General features: G+C 39.2%; 21 protein-coding genes. 20 read left to right on the top strand and 1 reads right to left on the bottom strand.

All coding sequences use genetic code 11. The annotated features are described in order from the left end of the window. Nucleotides 1-393: 393 nt before the first annotated feature. The 3 genes from OLD84_RS13175 to OLD84_RS13165 all read left to right on the top strand — a co-directional run bounded on the left by OLD84_RS13175 (nucleotide 394) and on the right by OLD84_RS13165 (nucleotide 3,495). Nucleotides 394-1,617 carry a zinc-dependent alcohol dehydrogenase gene (locus OLD84_RS13175; protein WP_209462747.1) on the top strand — a complete coding sequence of 408 codons (1,224 nt, stop codon included), beginning with the start codon at nucleotides 394-396 and terminating at the stop codon, nucleotides 1,615-1,617. 36 nt (nucleotides 1,618-1,653) lie between these two features. Next, complete coding sequence (locus OLD84_RS13170; protein WP_209462598.1) at nucleotides 1,654-2,742, top strand: class II aldolase/adducin family protein; 1,089 nt, start codon at nucleotides 1,654-1,656, stop codon at nucleotides 2,740-2,742. Between the two features lie 210 nt (nucleotides 2,743-2,952). After that, nucleotides 2,953-3,495, top strand: coding sequence for a YkoP family protein (locus tag OLD84_RS13165; protein WP_209462599.1), 543 nt, complete (start codon nucleotides 2,953-2,955; stop codon nucleotides 3,493-3,495). Here the strand turns inward: OLD84_RS13165 and OLD84_RS13160 are convergent. Continuing rightward, the gene (locus OLD84_RS13160) at nucleotides 3,488-4,309 is read right to left on the bottom strand and encodes a metallophosphoesterase (RefSeq protein WP_209462600.1); all 822 of its coding nucleotides are present in this window, start codon (nucleotides 4,307-4,309) and stop codon (nucleotides 3,488-3,490) included. The two genes, OLD84_RS13165 and OLD84_RS13160, sit on opposite strands and share 8 nt — an antisense overlap. Nucleotides 4,310-4,398: 89 nt before the next feature. On the opposite strand from OLD84_RS13160, the gene OLD84_RS13155 reads away from it, so the two are divergent. The 17 genes from OLD84_RS13155 (at nucleotide 4,399) to OLD84_RS13075 (ending at nucleotide 24,423) form a co-directional block, all read left to right on the top strand. Further along, entirely contained in the window at nucleotides 4,399-5,526 is a 1,128-nt protein-coding gene (locus tag OLD84_RS13155) for an MGDG synthase family glycosyltransferase (RefSeq protein ID WP_209462748.1), read from the top strand. Between the two features lie 262 nt (nucleotides 5,527-5,788). Continuing rightward, nucleotides 5,789-7,771 (top strand): excinuclease ABC subunit UvrB, encoded by a 1,983-nt coding sequence (gene uvrB, locus OLD84_RS13150; RefSeq protein ID WP_209462601.1) that lies wholly within the window; start codon nucleotides 5,789-5,791, stop codon nucleotides 7,769-7,771. A gap of 7 nt (nucleotides 7,772-7,778) precedes the next feature. Further along, nucleotides 7,779-10,667, top strand: a complete 2,889-nt coding sequence (uvrA, locus tag OLD84_RS13145; protein ID WP_209462602.1) for an excinuclease ABC subunit UvrA — start codon at nucleotides 7,779-7,781, stop codon at nucleotides 10,665-10,667. A 965-nt stretch (nucleotides 10,668-11,632) separates the two neighbouring features. Further along, on the top strand, nucleotides 11,633-11,986 hold the full coding sequence (locus OLD84_RS13140; RefSeq protein WP_209462603.1) for a YojF family protein: 354 nt from the start codon (nucleotides 11,633-11,635) through the stop codon (nucleotides 11,984-11,986). Nucleotides 11,987-12,010: 24 nt separating this feature from the next. After that, on the top strand, nucleotides 12,011-12,679 hold the full coding sequence (bshB2, locus tag OLD84_RS13135; protein ID WP_209462604.1) for a bacillithiol biosynthesis deacetylase BshB2: 669 nt from the start codon (nucleotides 12,011-12,013) through the stop codon (nucleotides 12,677-12,679). 178 nt (nucleotides 12,680-12,857) lie between these two features. Next, nucleotides 12,858-13,052, top strand: a complete 195-nt coding sequence (locus OLD84_RS13130) for a PspC domain-containing protein (RefSeq protein WP_209462605.1) — start codon at nucleotides 12,858-12,860, stop codon at nucleotides 13,050-13,052. Next, nucleotides 13,052-13,408, top strand: a complete 357-nt coding sequence (locus OLD84_RS13125) for a phage holin family protein (protein WP_209462606.1) — start codon at nucleotides 13,052-13,054, stop codon at nucleotides 13,406-13,408. Before OLD84_RS13130 ends, OLD84_RS13125 begins: the two co-directional genes overlap by 1 nt. A gap of 869 nt (nucleotides 13,409-14,277) precedes the next feature. After that, entirely contained in the window at nucleotides 14,278-15,216 is a 939-nt protein-coding gene (hprK, locus tag OLD84_RS13120) for an HPr(Ser) kinase/phosphatase (protein WP_209462607.1), read from the top strand. Nucleotides 15,217-15,227: 11 nt separating this feature from the next. Then, complete coding sequence (lgt, locus tag OLD84_RS13115) at nucleotides 15,228-16,106, top strand: prolipoprotein diacylglyceryl transferase (protein ID WP_209462608.1); 879 nt, start codon at nucleotides 15,228-15,230, stop codon at nucleotides 16,104-16,106. Nucleotides 16,107-16,139: 33 nt separating this feature from the next. Further along, nucleotides 16,140-17,099, top strand: coding sequence for a nucleoside recognition domain-containing protein (locus OLD84_RS13110; protein ID WP_209462609.1), 960 nt, complete (start codon nucleotides 16,140-16,142; stop codon nucleotides 17,097-17,099). After that, nucleotides 17,074-17,709, top strand: a complete 636-nt coding sequence (gene ppaX / locus OLD84_RS13105) for a pyrophosphatase PpaX (RefSeq protein WP_209462610.1) — start codon at nucleotides 17,074-17,076, stop codon at nucleotides 17,707-17,709. The genes OLD84_RS13110 and ppaX overlap by 26 nt, the downstream gene beginning before the upstream one ends. A 3-nt stretch (nucleotides 17,710-17,712) precedes the next feature. Beyond that, on the top strand, nucleotides 17,713-18,231 hold the full coding sequence (locus OLD84_RS13100; protein WP_209462611.1) for an acyltransferase: 519 nt from the start codon (nucleotides 17,713-17,715) through the stop codon (nucleotides 18,229-18,231). Between the two features lie 13 nt (nucleotides 18,232-18,244). Further along, entirely contained in the window at nucleotides 18,245-18,787 is a 543-nt protein-coding gene (locus tag OLD84_RS13095) for a glycerol-3-phosphate responsive antiterminator (RefSeq protein WP_209462612.1), read from the top strand. Between the two features lie 229 nt (nucleotides 18,788-19,016). Further along, nucleotides 19,017-20,681 (top strand): glycerol-3-phosphate dehydrogenase/oxidase, encoded by a 1,665-nt coding sequence (locus OLD84_RS13090; RefSeq protein ID WP_209462613.1) that lies wholly within the window; start codon nucleotides 19,017-19,019, stop codon nucleotides 20,679-20,681. Between the two features lie 577 nt (nucleotides 20,682-21,258). Next, nucleotides 21,259-22,266 (top strand): tetratricopeptide repeat protein, encoded by a 1,008-nt coding sequence (locus OLD84_RS13085; RefSeq protein ID WP_209462614.1) that lies wholly within the window; start codon nucleotides 21,259-21,261, stop codon nucleotides 22,264-22,266. Between the two features lie 84 nt (nucleotides 22,267-22,350). Continuing rightward, nucleotides 22,351-23,304 (top strand): thioredoxin-disulfide reductase, encoded by a 954-nt coding sequence (gene trxB / locus OLD84_RS13080; protein ID WP_209462615.1) that lies wholly within the window; start codon nucleotides 22,351-22,353, stop codon nucleotides 23,302-23,304. 651 nt (nucleotides 23,305-23,955) lie between these two features. Beyond that, entirely contained in the window at nucleotides 23,956-24,423 is a 468-nt protein-coding gene (locus OLD84_RS13075; RefSeq protein WP_209462749.1) for an 8-oxo-dGTP diphosphatase, read from the top strand. Nucleotides 24,424-24,440 lie beyond the last annotated feature (17 nt).

The raw sequence follows: 24,440 nt of genomic DNA, 5'->3' as shown, positions 1-24,440 counted from the left end.
TTCATTATTTTTATCAAATCACTATAAATTGAATGCAGCTATACTTTTTGTGCAAAATAAACATGTATGAATAGAATAAATGCAAACTTAGAAGACCTGGATTAACGCCAATCTTTGTGAGTAAGCTAACCCCGTACTTATGCAGTAAGACAGGTGGGGTTATACTTGTTTATCAGAAAGGAGTGTTCAACGATATCATGATTTATTTCGCTAAGCGTTTTGCGGAAAACCTAATGAAGATGATTGTCGCATTAGCTAAATTTGATTATGATGAGGCTTTGAAAGAAATGGATAAGTGATAGAGCCTATTTTAAGGTGATCGTTGAATAATAAAAATGAACTGGGGCAGGATGTTATTATTCGTTATTCTGGAAAATAAGGTGGTGATTTATGGTGAAAGAATTGCAATTTGATTATAAGTTGCCCCGTTATGTTTTTAGTAAACTAGCTGGGAAATTGATGCCGTCTTTCTATTGGAATTCAAAGAGTTCCTGTGTACAACTTGGCGATCAATCTGAACTAGTATTGCCGAATGAGAATTGGGTGAAGGTGAAAGTGAAGTATGGTGGTATATGTGGCAGTGACCTTAATCTTATTTCTCTAAACGATAGTCCAGCTATTTCCCCATATGCATCGTTTCCTTTCACAATAGGTCATGAGATTGTTGGCGAAATAAACGAAGTTGGTTCTACGGTCTCCCAGCTAAATATAGGGGAACGAGTGGCCATTGATCCGATACTCTCTTGTGAACCAAGAGGGATTGAGCATCCATGTTCTGCATGCCGACACGGAAACTTTAGTTTATGTGTATATAAAGCGGAAGGTGAAATATCTCCAGGCTTATTAATTGGTTCTTGCCGGGATACTGGTGGAGGTTGGAGTTCCTATATGGTTGCACATAAAAGCCAGGTTTTTAAACTCCCTCAAGAAGTAGGAGATTTGAATGGAGCAATGATTGAACCTTTTAGTTGCGCCTTACATAGCGTCTTGCAGAATCCTCCTAGTAAGAATGATACCGTTCTTGTCATTGGAGGAGGAGTGATTGGAATTAGCATTATTGCAGCTATTCGATCACTAGATATTGATTGTAAAATTATTGCTTTAGTTAAACATGAGCTCCAAGCTGAATTTGCATCCCATTACGGGGCAGATGATATTATTTTTTTGCGTAAATCGACGTATACGAATGAATTAGCAAAATCCCTTGATGGAAAAGTTTTAAAACCACTTTATGGAACAGAGGTGATACAGGGAGGAGCAGATGTCGTTTTTGAGTGTGTTGGTAAAAAGCAAAGTGTTAACGATGGGCTTCGATTTGCCAAAAGTGGTGGAAAAGTTGTTCTTGTAGGGCTTGCTGGTGTGATGGATGGAATTGATTGGACAATGGTATGGCTCAATGAATTAGATATAAAGGGAAGCTTTGCGTATAGCACGGAGGATTATCAAGGGAAAAGAGTAAGAACGTTTGAGATTGCCATTGAATTAATGCGTCTTGGAAAAGTTGACCTCTCCCCATTAATTACGCATCAGTTTTCGCTTGAAGATTATAAAAATGCTTTATATACAGCTACAAATAAGAATAATAGTGCAGCAATGAAAGTCGTTTTTGAACCGTAATATGTCAAGACGTTAAAAATAAGAGGAGGAATTACCTTGAATCAGTTTGCAGTAGCAGGAGACGTACGAACTTCTTTTCTCACTTGGTTTATCGATGGAATCAAGCAAAAATTTTCGACAGAAGGATATGAATATGCCGAAGAAGGGGATGATGATTTAAGGATAGTCTTTAATGTTCTCAATGAAGAGAGACCACGCCCTTACCGCAGGAAAGCCCAAGCAACTTTTGTGGTTTCTGTTATAGAGAAACATGAGGAGCCTGAGAATACATTTGAATCTGCGTATCCTTATTTGATCAGGTCTTTAGCGAATCATCTCATATATATCTTACATAAGAAAGATAAAACGGAGATATATTTTGTTACGCCTGAACAAGGATTTTACAAATTAGCGTATGAACAACGTGAGGAAACTTCCTTTTTCCAAAAAGTATATGAAAGATTAGAGCCGGTTGCTTCCTCACAATTAGTCATTAACAATGATTTTAAAGATAATCTTCATAAAAGTTTATGGGATGGAAATCAACGAACAGAAAAAATGTATGTATCAGGTAAAAAATTGGATGATATGAACTTATTGCCTGCTCCATTTCCACTCGAGAGTTATTTAACGACCCGTGATATGCGACATTTGAAAAAATTGTATGGGATTGGTGGTCTTAGTTACGGCAACCTTAGCAGCAGAGAAAGTGAAACTAACTTTTGGATGAGCGCGAGTGGTGTGGACAAAGCCAATTTGCAGGTTGTTGGAAAGGATCTGTTATATATAACTGGCTTTAATTCTGGAAGTAACGCGATGGAAATTAGTGTGCCTCCCGAGGTCACTCCAAAAAGGGCCTCCGTTGATGCTATAGAACATTGGATGATTTATAAGGAACATCCAAGTGTTGGAGCAATCGTTCATATACATGGATGGATCGAAGGTGTGAAAGCAACAGAAATTAATTATCCTTGTGGAACCATTCAGTTGGCAGAGGCTGTAGCTGAAGCAGTACGAAATGACGAAAATCCATCCCAAGCAATCATTGGACTTAAGAATCATGGCCTTACGATAACTGGTCATGATTTGGATGATATATTTGAACGTATAGAAGGAAAAGTCGTTTCACAAGTTCCAATGGGCTAGTAGTCATAAGAAAATCATAAAAAGCTTCGATTCAATCGCGAATCGAAGCTTTTTATGGTGAACTTTAGCCATATTTCTTAGAAAGCGTTCTTTGCTTTTAGGCAGTAAGAAAGGTTATATACTTTTTATCTGCTAAAAAATACCTTTCATATTTTACCCCTTTACTAAACAAACTAGTTATGACTCATTAAAAAGAAAGGGAGCAGCCTGATGAGAAGCTATTTACTAGGGGTATGGAATGTGATTGACCCCATTTATTACACCTGTTCGCGTTTGCATTATTTGCCTGAAAATGAAGTAGCTAACACCTTGTTTCGGATACGACTTACAAGTTACCAAGGCAATGAGGTAAGGCTTCATGACGGAACTATTATCCACAAAAATGATTTACTCATTAAAATACATTTGCATAATGTTAGAATGTTGAGTGAATTAAACAGGATTGAAAGCGATATGAAAAAAGCAGTATTTATTTATCATAAAGTGAAACGTGCGCTTCCACGATTGGCTAATTATGCGATAGGACATCAAAAGAGTAGCAATATTAAGGGGATTATAGGAATTACGTCGTTATATAAAGGTGCGAATAGACTAGGGTTTGAGTCATTCCCCATCAAAAATTCCTATTACCGCACCTATAAAAGGTTCACCTTTTTCCCTATTCATTACATCGCCAATACAAGCCAACAAGATCCGGTTTACTTATTCATGTCTAAAGATGCCTTGCTAAATAGATATCATTCCACTATTTGATGGCCATGTCATGGAGCGTAATTTCAGGGCGACTTCCTATTCGAATATTGACCCCTGTTTGTCCAAGGCCTTCACTGATATAAAAGGGAGAATTATTGTGCATGTGCAATCCTTTTATTATATTCTCTTGTGCCAACTTTCCCATTTTAACAAGATGATAAGCTTTCGGATAACAAATTTGACCACCGTGAAAGTGTCCTGCTAATAAATAATCAAACGTATAGTCTTTCATATCAAGTACGATAGTTGGATCATGAGTCAAAATGAGATTTGTGCCTTCTTTAACCTGATCGAAAGCTAATGTTGGATCACTTCGGTTTGTGCTGTAATCATCAATACCGATAATGTTGACCCACTGACCATTGACAGAAATGGTTTCACTCGAATTTTGTAAAACATGACAATCATACTGATGAAGCAAGTCTTTCAATTTTATTAAATCTTCATCTTTTAAAACATAATCATGGTTTCCAAGTACGGCATACATGCCATGCTTGGGGGCAATTTCCTGTAGGACTTTTAGATAGGGAGCCAATTTGGGGATGGTACGTTTGCGGTCTAAGAAGTCCCCAGTTAGGGCAATCAGGTCAGGCGACTCTTGCTTCAATTTCACTGCTAATTCTGTAGGCGTAATGGAGATGTTTTCCAAGTGTAGATCGGATAAGTGAAGAATAGAAAGTGATGAAGTATGAGTTAATGGGTCTCCCGTTTCAACTTTAACTTTATTGATTTGTATATCTTTTGTATTTTTATATGCTTTGTAAATTAGATAACTAAATGTGATTAAAATAAGTGAAATTAAAATATAAGTCATGGTTTTCCCTCCCAATAAGGAGTGTAACATCGCTATACATGTTTTTCATTGGTAATTGCAGGATAATAGTTGGAGTTGAGGACATGGAAATGCTGGATAAGAAAGAAGCATTATTTTTACCCTTTATGCAAATTACGACCGGACATCATCATGTTGCCAATACGTTAATGGATGAACTGGAAAAAGTGAATCGCCGTATTCGTTGTCATAAAGTTGATATTTTATCCTATAGTTACGGAAGGATAGAAGGATTGGTCTCTTCGACATACTTGGCCTGGATTCAAATGCTTCCGCAAGCATATGATTGGATTTACAGCCGGGTGGCAAATAAGAAACTTTCGAAAAGGAGACGGCAATTCCTTTTTGAAGCGTTATTTACGTATTCATTTAAAAGGCTTATGAAAGAAAACAACCCTTCTATCTTGTTTTGTACACACGCATTGCCATCACATATTGCGGGCCTGTTAAAAAGAAGTGGAAAACTAAATAGCGTTATCGTAAATGTCTATACAGATTATTTTGTCAATCACATATGGGGAATTGATGGGGTAGACTATCATATTGTTCCTTCTAAGTTGGTGAAAGAATTTCTAATGCGTAATGGTGTAGAAGCGGATAAAATTTTCGTTACGGGCATTCCAGTAGATGCTGCCTTTCATGAAAAAAAAGAGCAATCAGCGGAAAATCAAGGAATCAATGTGTTAGTCACTGGCGGGAGTCTAGGAGTGGGGGCTATTGATGAATTATTACCAAACAATGAATCAAGAAAGAAACTTCACTATTATGTTCTATGCGGAGAAAATGAAGGCTTATATACGAAACTCATGAATAAGCGAAATCCAAATGTTACGCCACTCCCTTATATCGAATCGAAGGAAGAAATGAACCATTTATATGATAAGGTTGATGCTGTGTTAACGAAGCCTGGTGGAGTTACAGTAAGTGAATCTCTTATGAAGCGTAAAGTTCTATTTGTATGCAATGCACTACCAGGGCAGGAAAAGGTCAATCTGGAACAATTAAAGCAATTACAACTGGCTATTCCGATAGATACGCATCAATCCGTAGAAACTCAAATAGTGACCTATTTTTCCGATAAAGAGAAGCAAGAGCACTTGGAACATCATTTAGAAGGCTATCATCACAGTTTAGAAACAAAACCAATGGTGGAAATTTTAAATGAAATAATAAGCATCTCAGATATTGAAAAACATTAGCGCTAATATGCTAATGTTTTTTCTTTTAGCAAATAGAAAAGCATAAAACGTTCCTATTTAATTCACTCCGAAAGCAAGGCTTGTCGAATTCCGAAGTTTTCTATTGAAAGGTTAACCTGCAAATGATTGCCTTTCATTAAATACGGGTAATACTGTAAAGGTATGAAGGCAGGCAAAATAATCGAATATTCGTTCGCAACTATGTTAAAATAATTATATAGATATGGTAAACTAAAGATTGATAAGAACGGAGGCATGCGTTATGGAAAATAAATTTGAGCTAGTGTCGCATTATGAACCATCTGGTGACCAACCAAAGGCAATTAAAGAAATCATTGAAAAAATTCAGGCTGGACAACGGCATCAAACATTACTTGGGGCAACAGGTACGGGAAAAACATTCACCATGTCCAATGTCGTACAGGAAATTAATCGACCAACATTAGTTATTGCCCATAATAAAACACTTGCCGGTCAATTATATAGCGAGTTTAAGGAATTTTTTCCGAATAATGCTGTGGAGTATTTTGTTAGTTTTTATGACTACTATCAGCCAGAAGCTTATGTACCTTCAACAGACACATTCATTGAAAAAGATGCAAGTATTAATGATGAAATAGATAAATTACGTCATTCAGCTACCTCATCGCTTTTTGAAAGAAATGATGTCTTAATTGTAGCCAGTGTATCGTGTATTTATGGTTTAGGTTCTCCAGAAGAATACAATAGCCAAGTGCTCTCACTGAGAATGGGAATGGAAATAGATCGTGATGAGTTATTGCGTAATTTAGTCGATATTCAATATGCTCGAAATGATATTGATTTTAAACGTGGAACATTTCGTGTACGGGGAGATTCTGTAGAAGTAATACCTGCTTCTAGGGAAGAACTTTGTGTTCGTTTTGAATTTTTTGGTGATGAAATAGATCGAATTAGGGAAGTGGATGTTTTAACCGGTGAAGTTATTGGCGACCGAGAGCATATAGCAATTTTCCCAGCATCTCACTATGTTACCCGAGAGGAAAAGTTGAAAAAGGCAATTGCCAATATCGAGAGCGAATTAGAAGTCCGTTTAAAAGAACTGCGTGCAGCGGATAAACTTCTGGAAGCACAGCGCATTGAACAACGAACGAATTATGATATTGAAATGCTACAGGAAATGGGTTTTTGTTCAGGTATCGAAAATTATTCGAGGCATTTAACACTTAGGGATTCAGGAGCAACCCCGTATACCTTATTTGATTACTTTCCAGATGACTTTCTAGTTGTGGTCGATGAATCACATGCGACATTGCCACAAGTACGAGGGATGTATAATGGCGACCAGGCACGGAAGCAGGTACTGGTTGATCATGGATTCAGGCTACCTTCTGCCTTAGATAATCGACCATTGAAATTTGGAGAGTTTGAGACGAAAACAAATCAACTCGTATACGTTTCAGCAACACCTGGTCCTTACGAAAAGGAACATTCGCCAGAGATGACAGAGCAAATTATTCGGCCAACAGGATTACTGGATCCCAAGATTGATGTACGCCCAATCGATGGGCAGATTGATAATTTAATTGGTGAAATTAATAAACGAAGCGAAAAAAACGAGCGGGTTCTGATAACCACGCTAACGAAAAAAATGTCAGAAGATCTAACGGATTATTTAAAGGAACTCGGTATCAAAGTTGCCTACCTCCATTCTGAGATCAAAACCCTGGAACGAATTGAGGTTATTCGTGACCTAAGGGTTGGAAAGTATGATGTACTCATAGGAATAAACTTATTACGTGAAGGTCTGGACATACCAGAGGTTTCGCTTGTTGCCATACTGGATGCCGATAAAGAAGGCTTCCTTCGCTCGGAACGTTCCTTGATCCAAACAATGGGAAGAGCCGCGCGAAATGAAAACGGGGAAGCGGTGATGTACGCCGATCGTATTACCGATTCAATGCAGGCAGCGATAGATGAAACAAGCCGACGTCGCAATATACAAATAGCGTATAATGAACAGCATCATATTACACCAACAACCATCAAGAAGGAAGTCCGTGATGTCATACGTGCAACAGTTGCAGCAGAAGATCAGGAAGAATACAATGAAAAGACAAAGAGCCTGACAGAACTATCTGGAAAAGAGAAAACAAAAGCCATCGAGCAAATGGAAAAAGAAATGAAGGAAGCTGCAAAAGCGCTTGACTTTGAGAAAGCGGCAGAGCTTCGTGATATTTTACTTGAGCTTAAAGCAGGAGCGTGAATATGATATGCCTAGTAAATCAATAAAAGTACAAGGTGCAAGAGCACATAACTTGAAAGATGTCGATGTAACCATTCCAAAAAATAAAATGATTGTCATGACAGGCTTATCCGGGTCTGGAAAATCATCCCTAGCGTTCGACACCATTTACGCAGAGGGACAGCGTCGTTACGTCGAATCACTTTCCGCCTACGCGCGTCAATTTTTAGGTCAAATGGATAAGCCGGATGTTGATGCCATTGACGGCCTGTCACCGGCCATTTCGATTGACCAAAAAACAACGAGTAGGAACCCGCGTTCCACGGTTGGAACAGTAACCGAAATCTATGATTATTTACGACTACTCTATGCACGCGCTGGGCGTCCAACTTGTCCGAATCATGGGATTGAGATCACCTCACAGACGATACAGCAAATGGTAGATCGAATTTTGGAATATCCGGAACGAACCAAGATGCAAATTTTAGCACCGATTATTTCAGGGCGAAAAGGGGAACATGTAAAAATCTTTGAAAAGCTAAAACAGGAAGGCTATGTTCGGATGCGTGTGGATAATGAAATGCGCGAAGTGACGGATGATATCCAGCTTGAGAAGAATAAAAAGCATTCGATTGAAGTGGTGGTTGACCGCATTGTTGTGAAAGAAGGTGTAGCAAGTCGTCTGAGTGATTCGATCGAAACAGCTTTGAGACTTGGAGAGGGCAAGTTAATTGTAGATGTTATCGGAGAGGAAGAATTATTATTTAATGAAAATCATTCCTGCCCGGTCTGCGGCTTCTCCATTGGGGAACTAGAGCCACGCTTATTTTCATTCAACAGCCCATTTGGGGCTTGTTCGGCATGTGATGGGCTGGGGACAAATCTAGAAGTAGATCTTGAGTTGGTGATTCCAGATTGGGATAAAACATTAAACGAGCATGCGATTGCCGCATGGGAACCAATTAGTTCCCAGTATTATCCGCAATTATTGAAAAGTGTCTGCGACCATTATGGGATTAAAATGGATATTCCAGTTAAAAAAATTCCGAAAGAGCAAATGGATAAAATTTTATATGGTAGCGGGAAGGAAAAAATCCATTTTTATTATAAGAATGACTTTGGCAAGGTTCGAGATAATGAAGTCCAGTTTGAGGGTGTCTTGAATAATGTGTCTAGGCGCTATAAGGAAACATCCTCTGATTTTATTCGTGAAACATTGGAAAAATATATGGCACAAAAGGATTGTCCCACTTGTGAAGGACATCGGTTGAAAGAAGAAGCATTGGCCGTTTTGATAAACGGGAAACATATTAGCAGCGTAACGAATTATTCGATTGTAGAGGCTAACGATTTTTTCAGGAATCTTGATTTAACGGAAAAGGAACAGCAAATCGCCCAGATGATTTTAAAAGAAATTGACAACCGGCTTGAATTTTTGAATAACGTAGGCTTGGATTATTTAACCTTATCAAGGGCGGCAGGAACTTTATCTGGCGGGGAAGCGCAGCGAATTCGTCTTGCCACGCAGATCGGGTCAGCATTAGCTGGAGTCTTATATGTACTTGATGAACCATCGATCGGCCTTCACCAGCGTGATAATAATCGATTGATTGATACATTGAAACGTATGCGTGACTTGGATAACACGTTAATTGTTGTCGAGCATGATGAAGATACCATGCTTGCAGCGGATTGGTTAGTTGACATTGGACCTGGTGCTGGTGAACATGGTGGTGAGATTGTCGCCAGTGGTACGCCTGAAGAAGTAATGAAAAACCAAAAGTCATTGACAGGTAAGTATTTAGCTGGTGAAAATTTTGTTCCCATACCTGCCAAGCGTCGTAAACCAGATAAACGCAAGGTAGAAATTGTAGGGGCAGAGGAAAATAACCTAAAAAACGTCTCGGCCAAATTCCCAATAGGAGTGTTAACCGTCGTAACCGGTGTTTCGGGATCTGGAAAAAGTACATTGGTGAACGATATTTTATATAAATCATTGGCAAAATCACTAAATCGTGCCAAAGTTAAACTAGGAAAACATAAAAAAATAAAAGGTTTGGATCATATTGATAAAATAGTCGATATTGATCAATCACCAATTGGTCGGACGCCACGATCCAATCCTGCAACATACACTGGTGTGTTTGATGATATTCGGGATATTTTTGCACAGACGAATGAAGCCAAAGTACGTGGCTATAAGAAAGGACGCTTTAGCTTTAATGTAAAAGGCGGTCGTTGTGAAGCATGTCGTGGTGACGGCATCATAAAAATTGAAATGCATTTTCTTCCGGATGTCTATGTTCCGTGTGAAGTATGCCACGGGAAACGATATAATCGTGAAACACTGGAAGTAAAATACAAAGGAAAAAGCATTGCAGAAGTGTTGGAGTTACGAATTGAAGAGGCGCTTGACTTCTTTGCTCCTATTCCTAAAATCAAACGGAAACTGCAAACGATTTATGATGTTGGGCTTGGGTATATTCGACTCGGGCAGACTGCAACAACATTATCAGGCGGGGAAGCGCAGCGTGTCAAGTTAGCAAGTGAGCTGCATAAACGCTCAACCGGTAAGTCATTTTATATCTTGGATGAGCCGACAACAGGGTTGCATGTAGATGATATTAAACGTCTATTAAGCGTATTACAGCGTCTGGTTGATAATGGGGATTCTGTTTTAATTATCGAACACGATATGGACATTATTAAAACAGCAGATCATATTATTGATTTAGGCCCAGAAGGTGGCGACCGCGGTGGAGAAATAATAGCAACAGGAACACCAGAACAAATTGCCGAAGTAGAAGCTTCGTACACCGGTCACTACTTAAAACCAATTCTGGACCGGGATCGAAAGCGAATGGAAGAATCATTTGCTAAGAAAGAAAAAGTTGCATCTAGTACAGGAACAAAATAAGGTAGCAGGCCTGATAAGAAGGTTTGCTACCTTCCTTTAATCCTATAAAACTATTTGCATAATTACAGGCTCTTGCATTCACCGAAAGGCTTGCACTTCAAAGTATAAGGGTTTTTAGAAAACTTGACTTATCGCCAATCTTTTAATGGCGATAAGCCAAAGCCTGCACTTATGCAGTAAGAATTAGCTACCTAATAAAGCAAAGAACTCTTTCTAAGAATCCCTTTAACAATTGCTAAGTTTACTAACTTAACAAGGCTCTTTTCGTAGCATTGTTGTTTTTAAATCTTCGGAGTCGATATAAAAGACGACGTAACATACCGCTGCGGAAATACACTACGCGCACCTTAGGGTGACCCGTGAGCCTCCTTGCCCCGGCAAGGGGTATGCCGACGTTGCCCGCAAAGGGCGGTTTTAGTTGGCCTTCATCATTTAACGCACTGTGGGGTCTCACTCTGGCCACTGTTCCCGCAGGAGTCTCCGTGTATTTCCTACGCTGGTAAGATGCAACTTCATCAAAATTACTTAATTATATAACAAATATAGCCATGCACTCTCATGAAGGTTGATTGGAGCGGAGTACAGTCGACTCCTGCGGGAATAGCACGAGTCTGAAGACCCCGCAGCAGCGGTTTCCTGCGAGGCAGGTTAAGTTCGCGACGTCCTGTCGCAAAACCTGCACTAGCACGTCCTGTGCGTCGAAGGCTGAAGCCGTGCCCGCGGAAAGCGACTGTACGCAGCGGAAATCAACCTGGTAGTTACGTCGTCTTCTATAGATTTTGTGCCAAAAACAACAATTTTTTTCGGTGGGACGAGTAAGCGCAGTCCCAGTCCCAATCTTTTAGAAAACAGTCTTTAACAAATAATTAGGGAGAATTCCAATCAACGATAAAGCACGAAATTTTTGACGTGATCCTTTCCATTGGGTAAGGTAATGATAGAAGTGTCTGGGGAGGCTCAAATAGATGAAGACGATTGATAGTAATGAAGTTCAGGAAATTTTAAATGACTTTGTAGAAAAAGATGTTTACATTCATTTGGAAACGACAAATGGAGCATATGCAAGCCATTTAGACGAAAATGCATACAATGTCGGAGCTTATATCCGAAATGCACAAGTTTCATTTAATCAAGCAAAAATAATCAAAGATGATAAGATATATCGCGTTGGTTTGAAATTGGAAATGGGTTGGATTTACGCAGAAGGCTTAACCGATTGGGAACTAACCGAAAAGAAAGAATTATTGCTTGCTGGTCATGACCGTAATGGACGCTTGATGGTAGCATTAGAAATTAGTGAAGTTCCTTTTCAATATTAAGGCTTAAGGAAAGTAGGGAAAGTAATGGAAAAACATGTAGTAGTTATTTACCCACATCCGGATGATGAATCGTTTGGAGCGGCTGGTACAATTACACAATTTCGCAAACAGGGAGTTCCGGTAACCTATTTATGTGGAACATTGGGGGAAATGGGAAGAAATATGGGAACACCACCATTTGCCAACCGAGAATCGTTACCTGAAATACGAAAAGAGGAATTGGTCAAGGCATGTAATGTTCTTGATGTCGAGTTAAAAATGTTGGGCTATCGAGATAAAACGATGGAGTATGAGGATCGCGGAGAAGTGGCAGCACATTTGAAAGGTATTTTAGAAGAGATCCAACCCAGCCTTGTGATTACACATTACCCGGATCATGCTGTACACCCGGATCATAATGCATTAGGAGCAGCGGCGATTGAAGCTGTAAGATTAATAAATCCTGAAAAACGTCCAACCGTTTGGGCACAGGCAATTACCAATACCTATTATGAAGAAATTGGTATACCGGATATTTCAAATGATATTACCCATTACTTTGATACAAAAATGGAAGCAATATCAGCACATAGCTCTCAAGTTGATGGGATTCTTAGTCAGTTTACACAAAAAGATGGAGAATATATTATTAATGAAGACATCAAAGAAAGATTTAGTACAGAACAATTCTTTACATGGAATTTTGAAGATTAATAAGGGCTCTCCTTGCTATTATAGCAAGGATTTATCCCCTCAATGATTGAGCAATTGTCTACCTCGAAAAATCCTCTTACAATAATCAGAATCATTTCTTCATAAAAGGGCATAAATTATAAAAGCGTGTTTACAAAAATAGGCTAACAGGAAAATTAAAAAGGGAGGAGGCAATCACATGAAAAAACTTTACCGGTCTAATACGAATAGAATGGTGGCTGGAATACTAGGCGGCCTTGCTGAATATTTTAATATAGATGCAACGATTATGCGGTTAGCCTTTGTTATTCTATTGTTTATGAGTATATTTACATTTGCGCTAATTTATTTAGTCGCCATTTTTATCATACCGAATGAAAGGGAGATCTATTAATGCTGTTACGTTGGCTAATTACGATCGTATTAAATGCCGTTGCATTAATTGCAGTTTCACAATTATTTAATTCTTTTCAGCTAGAAGGATTCCCAGCAGCATTATTAGCAAGTTTCATTTTATCTATTTTGAATGTTATTATAAAGCCGATTTTAGTTCTTTTCACCTTACCTATAACGGTTTTAACCCTTGGGTTGTTCTTGTTTGTGATCAATGCCATCACACTGATGATTACACAGGCATTAATGGATGATTCCTTTGTGATTGAAGGGTTTGGTATGGCGATTCTTGCATCGATTGTTATTTCTATAATAAATTTATTTTTAAACACGCTCATAAGAGATTCGGTGAGATAAAGAAAATGCGTAGGTATTGTTGCCTGCGTTTTTCTTATGTTTAAATACTTTAAGAGGATGTTCAAAAAGTCCGGTGAACATGGCAAATAAGATCTTCTTAGGAACACGTATAAACAAACGTGCAATAGCGTTTTTCTTTACAAAATATGCTACAATAAAAACAGTTATATTTTTTTCGAATTTTAACGGTAGGCTGTTTTCTAAAAGATTGGGACTGGGACTGCGGTGCGGTTACTCGCCCCGCCGAAGACCATTGCTCCCGCAGGACAAGGAAGGCTACGGCAGCATTGCATCGCACGAAGAAAATTGGCTTTTATTTTCGAGGAGTCGACTGTACTCCGCTCTAATCAACCTTCATAAGAGTGCATGGCTATATTTGTTATATAATTAAACAATATAATTTTTTTGATGAAGTTGCAGGATCATCTGAATCAGCGGGGGAAACACATGAAGACTACTGCGGGAGGAAAGGCATCGGTGAGACCCCGCAGTGCGCCAGCACAAGGAGGCTCACCAGCCGCCCTAAGGTGCGCGAAATGTGTTTCCGTAGCGAATCGCTGCTCTCAACTAACGTTTGTAAGAATTGGCACTGCGTAGTCTTTTATATCAAGTACGAAGATTTAAAAGCAACAATTGTCTTCGATGGAACGAGTAAGCGCAGTCCCAATACTAACGAAAAGAGCCTAACGGTAAGTAAAAATAACGATCAGAATGCTAGGTCTATGTAACGCACGTCGTATGGACCGAACGAATAGTCAACGTGCAAATGATCCAATGAATGAAGTTTTACTTTAGCAGTTAATACTGCATAAGGCTATCGTCATTTAAAGCTTGGCGATAAGTCAAGTTTTCTAATAGGAGGTGTTACCATGCCAAAGGTTCAAATCAAAGACTTACTTGAAAATTTTAATCTTACTCTTGTGGCCGGTGATGACGGTATACATAGAGAAATAATTACGAGTGATATATCAAGGCCAGGCATTGAGATGACGGGATATTTTAGATATTATCCGCGAGAACGTTTACAATTAATAGGTAAAACCGAAATGGCATATTATCTGGAACTTACAGAGGAACAGAAGAAGGATCGGGTAGAAAAGCTGTGTACAGATGTAACTCCTGGGATTGTAGTATCGAGGGGGATGGACATTCCAGCAGTTATGATAGAAGCAGCAAATGAATCAGGAGTGCCAATTTTGAAATCACCACGACAAACGACTCGTGTTATTAGTAGACTAACCAATTATCTAGAAACCGCATTTGCTCCAACTACAGCCATTCATGGTGTACTTGTCGATATTAACGGTGTTGGTGTTCTTATTTCTGGACAAAGTGGTGTTGGTAAAAGTGAGACTGCATTAGAGCTGGTCAAACGAGGACACAGGTTAGTAGCTGATGATAATGTGGAAATTCGTCAGGAAGATTATGATACCTTGATCGGGAATTCTCCCCCACTGATCGAACATTTACTGGAAATACGCGGGTTAGGCATTATTAATGTCATGACATTATTCGGCGCGGGAGCCGTTAGAAGCTATAAAAAAATCTCGTTGATTGTAAATTTAGAGTTATGGGATCAGAAAAAACAGTATGACCGTTTAGGCTTAGAAGAAGAAACGATGAAGATCATGGATGTACACTTACCTAAAGCAACGATTCCTGTACGACCTGGTAGAAATCTTGCCGTTATTATAGAGGTTGCTGCAATGAACTTCCGGTTAAAACGGATGGGTGTGAATACTGCACAGGAGTTTTCCGATCAATTAACGACAATGATAGAGAGAGAAGAAAAAGATAAGTTTGAATAGGAGTGATGTAAATGCCAAACGTTGCAACTGCGTTGGATCCTGTGTTTCTTGAACTAGGCCCTATATCTATTCACTGGTATGGTGTCATTATAGCCCTTGGCGCATTTTTAGGTTTGTACGTAGCAACAAAAGAAGCCGATCGCCTGGGTTTGAAAAAGGATATAATAATTGATTTAGTTGTTTTTGCAATTCCAATTGCGATTTTATTTGCACGTATGTACTATGTGATCTTTGAATGGGAGCGTTATGCAGATAGCCCATGGTGGACTGTTTTTGCTGTGTGGGAAGGTGGCCTTGCCATACATGGTGCATTAATTGGGGCTATTCTTACAATGATTGTTTTTGCACGTGTAAAGAAAGAATCATTCTGGCAGTTAGCCGATGTTACCGTTCCTGGCCTGATACTTGCGCAGGCGATTGGACGTTGGGGCAATTTTATGAATCAGGAGGCACATGGTGGACCGATTGCTGAATCAACTTATCAAAGCTTTCACCAGTACCTTCCCGACTTTATTATGAATCAAATGACCATAGATGGCGTTATGTATCATCCGACGTTTTTATATGAATCGTTTTGGAATATAGTCGTATTTGTTTTTCTGTTGGTGTTACGAAGATACAATCCATTACGTGGAGAAATTTTGTTAAGCTATGCGATTACATATTCGATTGGTCGGTTCTTCATTGAGGGGATGCGTACAGATAGTTTGTATCTATTTGGGGAATTACGCACTGCACAGGTTGTTTCGATTGTCTTAATCGTAGCTTCACTCATTTTGATTATTTATCGCCGTAACTCGACTGGAACTAAACGTTACAATCATGTGAAGGTACCTGAAAAGAAGAAGGGGAATAAGAACAAGAAAAAGAAACGCAAAAAGAAAAAATAATAGCGTTGAATGAAAGAAAAGAGGTTATGGAGTATGTCTGCAATTATGTATCGCGGGTTACAACAGGGCTTAAGCACAACTTGGGCATTAGGAAAAATCATTTTCCCGATCACATTAATTGTAACCATTTTACAATATACACCAGTCCTGCCATGGATTATAGAAAAATTAACACCCGTGATGGGGTTATTAGGGTTGTCAGGTGAAGCAGCTGTTCCACTGGTGTTGGGTAATACACTTAATTTATATGCAGGAATTGCTGCAATCGTATCCTTTGAATTTAGTGTGAAAGAGGTATTTATATTAGCTGTAATGCTTTCTTTTTCGCATAATTTATTTATTGAGTCAGCGGTTGCTTCGAAAGTGGGAGTGAATTTGTGGCTCATTATAGGTGTTCGTATTGGTCTGGCGTTATTTTCAGGAATAATGATTAATCTGATGTGGAACGGTGGAGCTGAACCTGCACAATACGGTTTTATTTCAAGCACGGAAGCTACAGCAACAGGCTGGGGAGAAATTACGTTGTTAGGTCTGCAAACTGCAGGAATTGCCGTGGTGCAGTTAGCAGCAATTGTTATTCCGTTGATGGTGATCATGCAATTCTTGCGCGAAAAAGGCTGGCTGACTGTCTTCTCAAATAAACTAGCTCCATTTACAAAAATGCTTGGAATGGAAAAAAATACATCCATGACACTTGTAGCAGGATTAACGATAGGGTTGGCTTATGGAGCAGGATTAATGATCCAGGCAGTGGAAGAAGATGGTGTGTCTAAAAGGGATATGTATCTAGCGATGATCTTTCTTGTAGCCTGTCACGCTGTCGTTGAGGATACACTAATTTTTATTCCTCTCGGGATTCCGGTATGGCCATTGCTGCTCATTCGGCTGGTAACGGCTATTGTATTGACCATGGCTGTAGCATTTATTTGGAAGCGAAGCGATATGAAAAAAAGAAAGGAAGCAGTAAATGAACATTCATACAATACTCTTTGATCTTGATGGCACGTTAATTGATACCAATGAATTAATATTCGCATCCTTTGATCATACATTTAAACAATATAATTTATCTTTTACAAGGGAAGAACTAGCCGAGTTTAATGGCCCCCCTTTGATTGAAACCTTGAAAAAAATAGATCCGGTCCGTGCGGAGAATATGATAGCAACGTATCGGGAGCATAATCATGCAAATCATGACAAGTACGTTACAGCATTTCCACAAGTGACGGACACAATCTATCAATTGAAAAGCAAGGGGATAAAGCTTGGAATTGTTTCAACAAAGATGAGTGAAGCAGTAAAGATGGGACTAGCTTTGACCGAACTGGATACCTTCTTTGAATCCGTGATTACGCTGGATGATGTGACACAAGCCAAACCACATCCCGAGCCTATTTGGAAAGCGTTGGAAGATTTACAAGCTGATCCAGCCACCACGTTAATGGTTGGTGATAATCATCATGATATTGAAGCAGGTCAAAACGCTCATGTACAAACCGCTGGTGTAGCGTGGTCGCAGAAAGGGAAGGAACGACTTCTAGAATATGACCCTACTTATATGCTGGAAGAAATGCATGATTTGTTAAAAATCATAGAGGTGTAGAAAATGCGGAATACGAAACGATTCCAGGTAGAAAATGCTAATTCACTTTGGCAAATTTATAAAACAGTACCTTTCTGGAAAGTGGTTAAAAATTTTATTGTCATACAACTTGGAAGATACGTCCCTTTTTTACGTATGAAAAATTGGCTATATCGAACGTTTTTACGTATGAAGATAGGCGATAAAACAGCCTTTGCTTTAATGGTTATGCCTGACATCATGTTTCCAGAAAAAATAACGGTTGGTCGAAATAGTGTTATTGGTTATAATACGACCTTATTAGCACATGAGTATTTGATTGAAGAGTACCGAATCGGCGACGTTCGTATTGGCGATGAAGTGTTAATTGGCGCAAATTCGACAATATTACCTGGCGTTACAATTGGTGACAGGGCAATTGTATCGGCAGGGACATTGGTGCATAAGCATGTCCCAGCCGGATCTTTTGCTGGGGGAAACCCGATGAAAGTTATTTATACAAAAGATGAAATGGAGAAACGTAAATCTGATTTCTCGGAATAAGTAGGTGAGATAGATGGAGATTGAATCAGGGGTATTACCAGCAGTACGGAATATGAAAGATTTTGATAAGGCATTGGAAACCTCTCAAGCAACGATTGTTCTTCTGGAAACACGCCTTTCCCAATTGAAAAACCTCGTTCATTATGCAAAGCGAGCGAATAAAAGAGTCTTTATTCACGCTGATCTCATACAAGGATTGAAATCGGATGAATATGGGATGGAATATTTAATTCGGGAGGTGAAACCGGACGGCCTTCTCTCGACGCGCGGGAATGTGATTAGTTTAGCGAAAAAACATCACCTAATAGCTATTCAGCGCCTGTTTTTACTTGATAGTAAAGCGCTCGATAATAATTTGAAATTGGTCGAACGCTTACAACCAGATTGTGTAGAGGTGCTTCCTGGTCTGATCCCAAGTATTATTGAGGAAGTTTTTCAATCAACGAATATACCAATCATAGCTGGAGGATTAATAAAAAACGATATGCAGGTAAAAGCTGCACTGGATGCTGGTGCCGTTGCTGTTTCGACATCAAAAACTGAATTATGGAATTAAGAAGTCCTTGTACTATACGAAAGAAGTAAAGCTATGCTATACTAAAGGTAAGTTAATATGTTTCGGATGGAGAAGTGGAGAAACCGCAAATAGCTAATGTCAAAAAGCATTAGTCTATTTTGCGGTTTTTTGTTTTGAACAGGTTTTTCCAATCGTTGTAAACACATGAGTTCAGTACGATCAGGGTAAATATAGGTATAGAAAAACAAGGAATAGGAGTGTCATAATCATGTCTATCTTTTCAAGCTATAATCGAGTTAATAGGTTTAACAAACTGGAAAACGAAAAATTGGATATACTCGTCATCGGTGGTGGTATAACAGGTGCGGGAATTTCCTTGGATGCTGCAATGCGGGGAATGAGCACGGCAGTAATTGACATGCAGGACTTTGCTGCTGGAACATCGAGTCGTTCAACGAAGCTTGTACATGGGGGATTACGCTACTTAAAGCAGTTTGAGGTAAAAATGGTTGCGGATGTGGGCAAGGAACGTGCAATTGTGTATGAAAATGGTCCACATGTAACCACACCGGAATGGATGATGCTCCCATTTCATAAAGGAGGAACATTCGGTCCCTTGATGACGAATATAGGATTGCGTGTTTATGATCTTCTGGCAGGGGTTAAGAAAAGCGAACGTCGCACCATGTTCAAGCCGGAAGAAGCGTTGGAAAAGGAACCACTTATAAAAAAAGAAGACCTTAGGGGTGCAGGATTTTATGTGGAATATAAAACAGATGATGCTCGCTTAACCATTGAAGTGTTAAAGAAAGCGGTAGAAAAAGGCGCCAATGCTATCAATTATGCGAAAATAATTGATTTCATTTATGATGAATCAAATAAAGTTATAGGTGTAGTGGTAAAAGATGAAGTAAATGGGGATACACGTCATGTGTATGCTAAGAAAATTATTAATGCAGCAGGACCTTGGGTTGATGAATTAAGAGAAATTGATGGGTCTAAACAAGGAAAATCACTAGTATTGACGAAGGGAGCTCATTTAGTCTTTTCAAATGAAACCTTTCCACTACAACAGGCTATTTACTTTGATACACAGGATGGACGAATGATCTTTGCAATACCGCGTGGCAAAAAAACATATGTAGGTACAACAGATACCGCTTATGAGGGAGATATTGCTAATCCAAAAATGACAATGAAAGATCGAGATTATATACTGGATTCTATCAATTATATGTTCCCATCACTAGACATGCAAGCCCATCATGTAGAATCAAGTTGGGCAGGTTTACGTCCGTTAATTGCCGAAGAAAAAACAAATAAACCAGGAGAAATATCACGAAAAGATGAGATTTTTGTATCTGATTCAGGGTTGATCTCGATGGCTGGTGGAAAGTTGACAGGCTACCGGAAAATGGCGAAGGAAATAGTTGATGCTGTGGCTAAACAATTCAAAGAGGAAGAACAAATCCTTTACACCGATTCACAAACGAAGCATTTACCGATTTCTGGAGGCGAAGTAGGTGGAGCAGCAGGGTTTGAACAATTTAAAAAACAGCAAGTAGCCGAAGGGATCGCGATTGGGCTAGAAGAAGATATGGTGCTGAAACTTATCAACTTATATGGAGCGAATAGTACGATCGTGTTTGAGATCTATCAAAATAAACAGGAAGAAGCAGAAACAGCAGGGATAGACCCGATTGTTGTTGCAGAGCTTGACTACGCAATGGAATACGAATCAGCATATAAACCGGCTGATTTCTTTGTCCGCCGTACAGGAGCTTTGTTTTTTGAAATAGAGTGGGTTAACGCTCATAAAGAAAATGTAACCAATTATATGGCAAAAAAATTAAATTGGACGGATGAACAAAAAGCCAACTATAGGAACGAATTGGAACAATTAATGCATGATGCCGTAACACCAGAAGAATAATAGAAGAAATGAAGCAAAACTTACTTGCCCGTAAAATGGTGATAAAGGTTAGTTTGTTTTGGCTGTTTTCTAAAAGATTGGGACTGCAGTTACTCGCCCCACCGAAAACCCTTGTTCCCGCTGGAGTCACCGCCCTTCGCTCACCCGAACTGGTGAGGCGGTTGGATGTTTTGACTATTGATTACTAATGCAATTTAGCGGCAGTAACCGGAACACCCAGCGAAGGAAACACATGAAGACTCCGGCGGGAGGAAAGGCTTCGGTGAGACCCCGGAGTGCGTTAGCACGAGGAGGCTCACCATCCGCCCGCGGAAAGCGAAATGTGTTTCCGCAGCGACTCCCTGCTCTCAACAGCGTTTGCAAAAGATTTTTCACTGCGTCGTCTTTTATATCAACTACGAAGGTTTAAAAGTAACAATTGTCTTCGGTGGGACGAGTAAGCGCAGTCCCAATACTTACGAAAAGAGCCCTTGTTTTTATGCAATTGTTTATTTTGTCCGAAACCTAACGTATTATTCCCCTTATAAATATGATATACTTTGAAGCGGTATGCAATGAATTATAGGGGGACAGACTTATGCAGCAAGTGAAAGATAAAACTGATGGAAAACAGAATAATATTGTCCCGTTTATTCCTGAAGGCGATTTTTATTTCACAAAAGGTGTAGAAGCTTTTCAGAAAAGAAAATTTGACATCTCTATCAAATGGATTAAAAAAGCGATTGAGGCTAAACCAGAAGAGGCCTTGTATCAATGTCAAATGTCCATTATATATACAGAAATCGGTTCGTTTCATAAAGCAAATCAATTGTTGACAGAAGTACTGCAATCAACGGATTATGTCGATTGTTACTACTTGATAGCAAATAATTATGCCCATTTAGGTCTCTTAAATGATGCAAAAAAATACGCTAATTCATATATTGATAAAGAGCCTAACGGTGATTTTACAGAAGAAGCCAAACGTTTACTTCATCTCATTGACATTGATGAAGAGGACGATGAGGAAGATAATAATTGGGACCTTGAGGAAGAAGATGAACTTCTTATCTATCAAGAGACGGTCTTTTACCATATGGAAAATAGACAATGGGAAAAGGCACTTCCGCTTATTGAAGAAATGATGACGTTATTTCCGGATCATAAGCTTGCAAAACATGACTATGCAAAAGCGTTATTTTATTTTGGTCATAAGGACGATGCCATTCAAATGGAACAAGATATCTTAGAAGAAGATCCTACTTCCTTATACAGTCATACAAATTTAGCACTCTTTTATTATGAATTAAATCAAAAACAAGCATACGAAAGAAATATTCAGGCATTACTAAACGTATATCCTATTCATGAACAGCAAAAACTACGTATAGCAGTTACATTGGCCAGAACAGGATACTATCAGGATGCGTATAACCGCTTTCGTTCACTTATAAAAAGTTCGGTGAATAATCATGTTTCCTATTATAGATGGTATAGCATCGCGTCCTATCATGTAGGAAAACAGGATGCTGCGCTTGCTTTATGGGAAGAGGGTAGTAAAAAACACTCACAATTAGCCAATGAAGAATTCCCGTTGCGTTCGTAAATGAGCAAAATAATAGACGAATCGCTGTTGTTTTAATAAGCTATATATGGCTTAATTATTATTGAAAAAAAAGGGGCGATATATATGTCCGAAGATCGTATGTTTGATGTCATTATTGCTGGTGCAGGACCAGCAGGGATGACTGCAGCACTTTATGCATCACGTGCTAACTTAGACACATTAATGATTGAACGTGGGATTCCAGGTGGTCAGGTAGCAAATACGGAAGATGTGGAGAACTTTCCTGGCTTTGACCATATTTTAGGACCTGATTTATCGAATAAAATGTTCGACCATTCAAAGAAATTTGGAGCCGAATATGCTTATGGCGATATAAAAGAAGTTATTGATCATGGGGAATATAAAACAATTATTGCTGGCAAGAAGGAATATAAAACGAGAACACTCATCATTACAACAGGTGCACAATTTAAGAAACTGGGCATTACGGGTGAAGAAGAGTTAGGCGGTCGTGGTGTTTCCTATTGCGCGGTGTGTGATGGCGCATTTTTCAAAAACAGAAATCTTGTCGTGATCGGTGGGGGAGATTCTGCAGTAGAAGAAGGCATTTATTTAACACGGTTTGCAGAAAAAGTAACAGTTGTTCACCGTCGTGATGAATTGCGTGCGCAAAAGATCATCCAAGATCGTGCATTTGATAATGATAAGATTGACTTTATTTGGGATACTGTGGCCCAGAAAATCAATGGCCCAGACGGAAAAGTCAGTAGTGTTTCCCTTCAAAATGTGAAAACGAAAGAAGAATACGATTATGATATTGATGGAGTATTTGTTTATATAGGCATGGTTCCATTAAGTGAGCCTTTCAAATCACTTGGTATCACAGATGAAGAAGGCTATATTCCAACAAATGAACACATGGAAACAAGTGTACCTGGCGTATTCGCAGCCGGAGATATTCGTGCGAAAACCCTTCGACAAATTGTGACAGCAACAGGTGACGGAAGTATAGCAGGCGAAGCAGCTATTAAGTACACGGAAGATTTATTGGAGGAATTAAAAGCTGCAAATGCATAATGTTAAAAATAAAAAAGTAACTGCTTTTTAACGCTGTTGTAACACGCATGCAATAATTATGGGGTACAATGTTAGTAACTAATTGACCCCCTTTTAATAAATAAATTAGTTTTTTGCACAGGTTATAGCGCCTGTGCATTTTTTTTGCTTCCTTCACCCATCTTGTCCAAACTTGTCGGATGGCTAGGTCTTCCTAAAGTGCGTGTTCAAAATGGAGGATTAAAAGGACCGCGTCGGCTAAAGTCGCAGGCGTCCTGCCTGCAACGCCGACACTAGCACGTCCTGTGCGTCGAAAGTTCGAGGCGGCGTTAGTTTCTAGCAGCGGAATGTATGCTTTTAGATACATGAGCAAACGCTCTAGCACGCAGGAAAAGTGTGTTTCTTTTCCAAGGAGCGGAGAAACAAGCCAACGAGCTTCTCGCGTGTTGTGCTGACTTCTGCGTTGCCCACAGGACGTGGGCGATTTTAGCAGAAGCTCCCCTAGACGTGTAAATTTTTAGCGGACTTTTGAACAACCTCTTAAATCGTATCCTTGTTGCTTTTAATTTTTTCATAGTATAATGGAAGTAAGGTTTATTGAATCTAAACGACCGTTCAATGGAATTAGAACTTCATGGATGGAGTTTCATATATAAACGAGGTGAGTTTGTCATGCAGCGAGTGACTAACTGCATAGTAATAGATAACGATCATATATTATTATTAAAAAAACCACGCCGTGGCTGGTATGCGATTCCAGGTGGAAAGATGGAACGAGGGGAATCCATAAAAGAATCGGTAGTGAGAGAGTATAGAGAAGAGACAGCCTTGAATATTCATCAGCCTGAATTAATGGGGACATTTACATTCTCCATATTTAGCTCAGGTAGCTTTATTCAAGAATGGATGATGTTTACGTTTGTTTGTCATTCTTATGATGGAGACTTAATTGAGCATTGCGCAGAAGGTGAATTAGAATGGGTACAGCTTGATCATATAAAAAGTCTACCAATGGCAGAGGGCGATCGGAAAATTTTTGAACATGTTCTGTCCTCTTCCGAAAAACAGTTGTATGGTACCTTTTCATATACAGAAGATTACGAACTGCTTGATTTGCGTTTGGATGCTTCGACACTTTAATGGGTTGGTAAAAGGAG

Origin of the sequence: Virgibacillus natechei (assembly GCF_026013645.1) — a bacterium.
Taxonomy (GTDB): Bacteria; Bacillota; Bacilli; order Bacillales; family Amphibacillaceae; genus Virgibacillus_L; species Virgibacillus_L natechei.
This window is presented reverse-complemented; position numbering and strand designations above follow the sequence as displayed.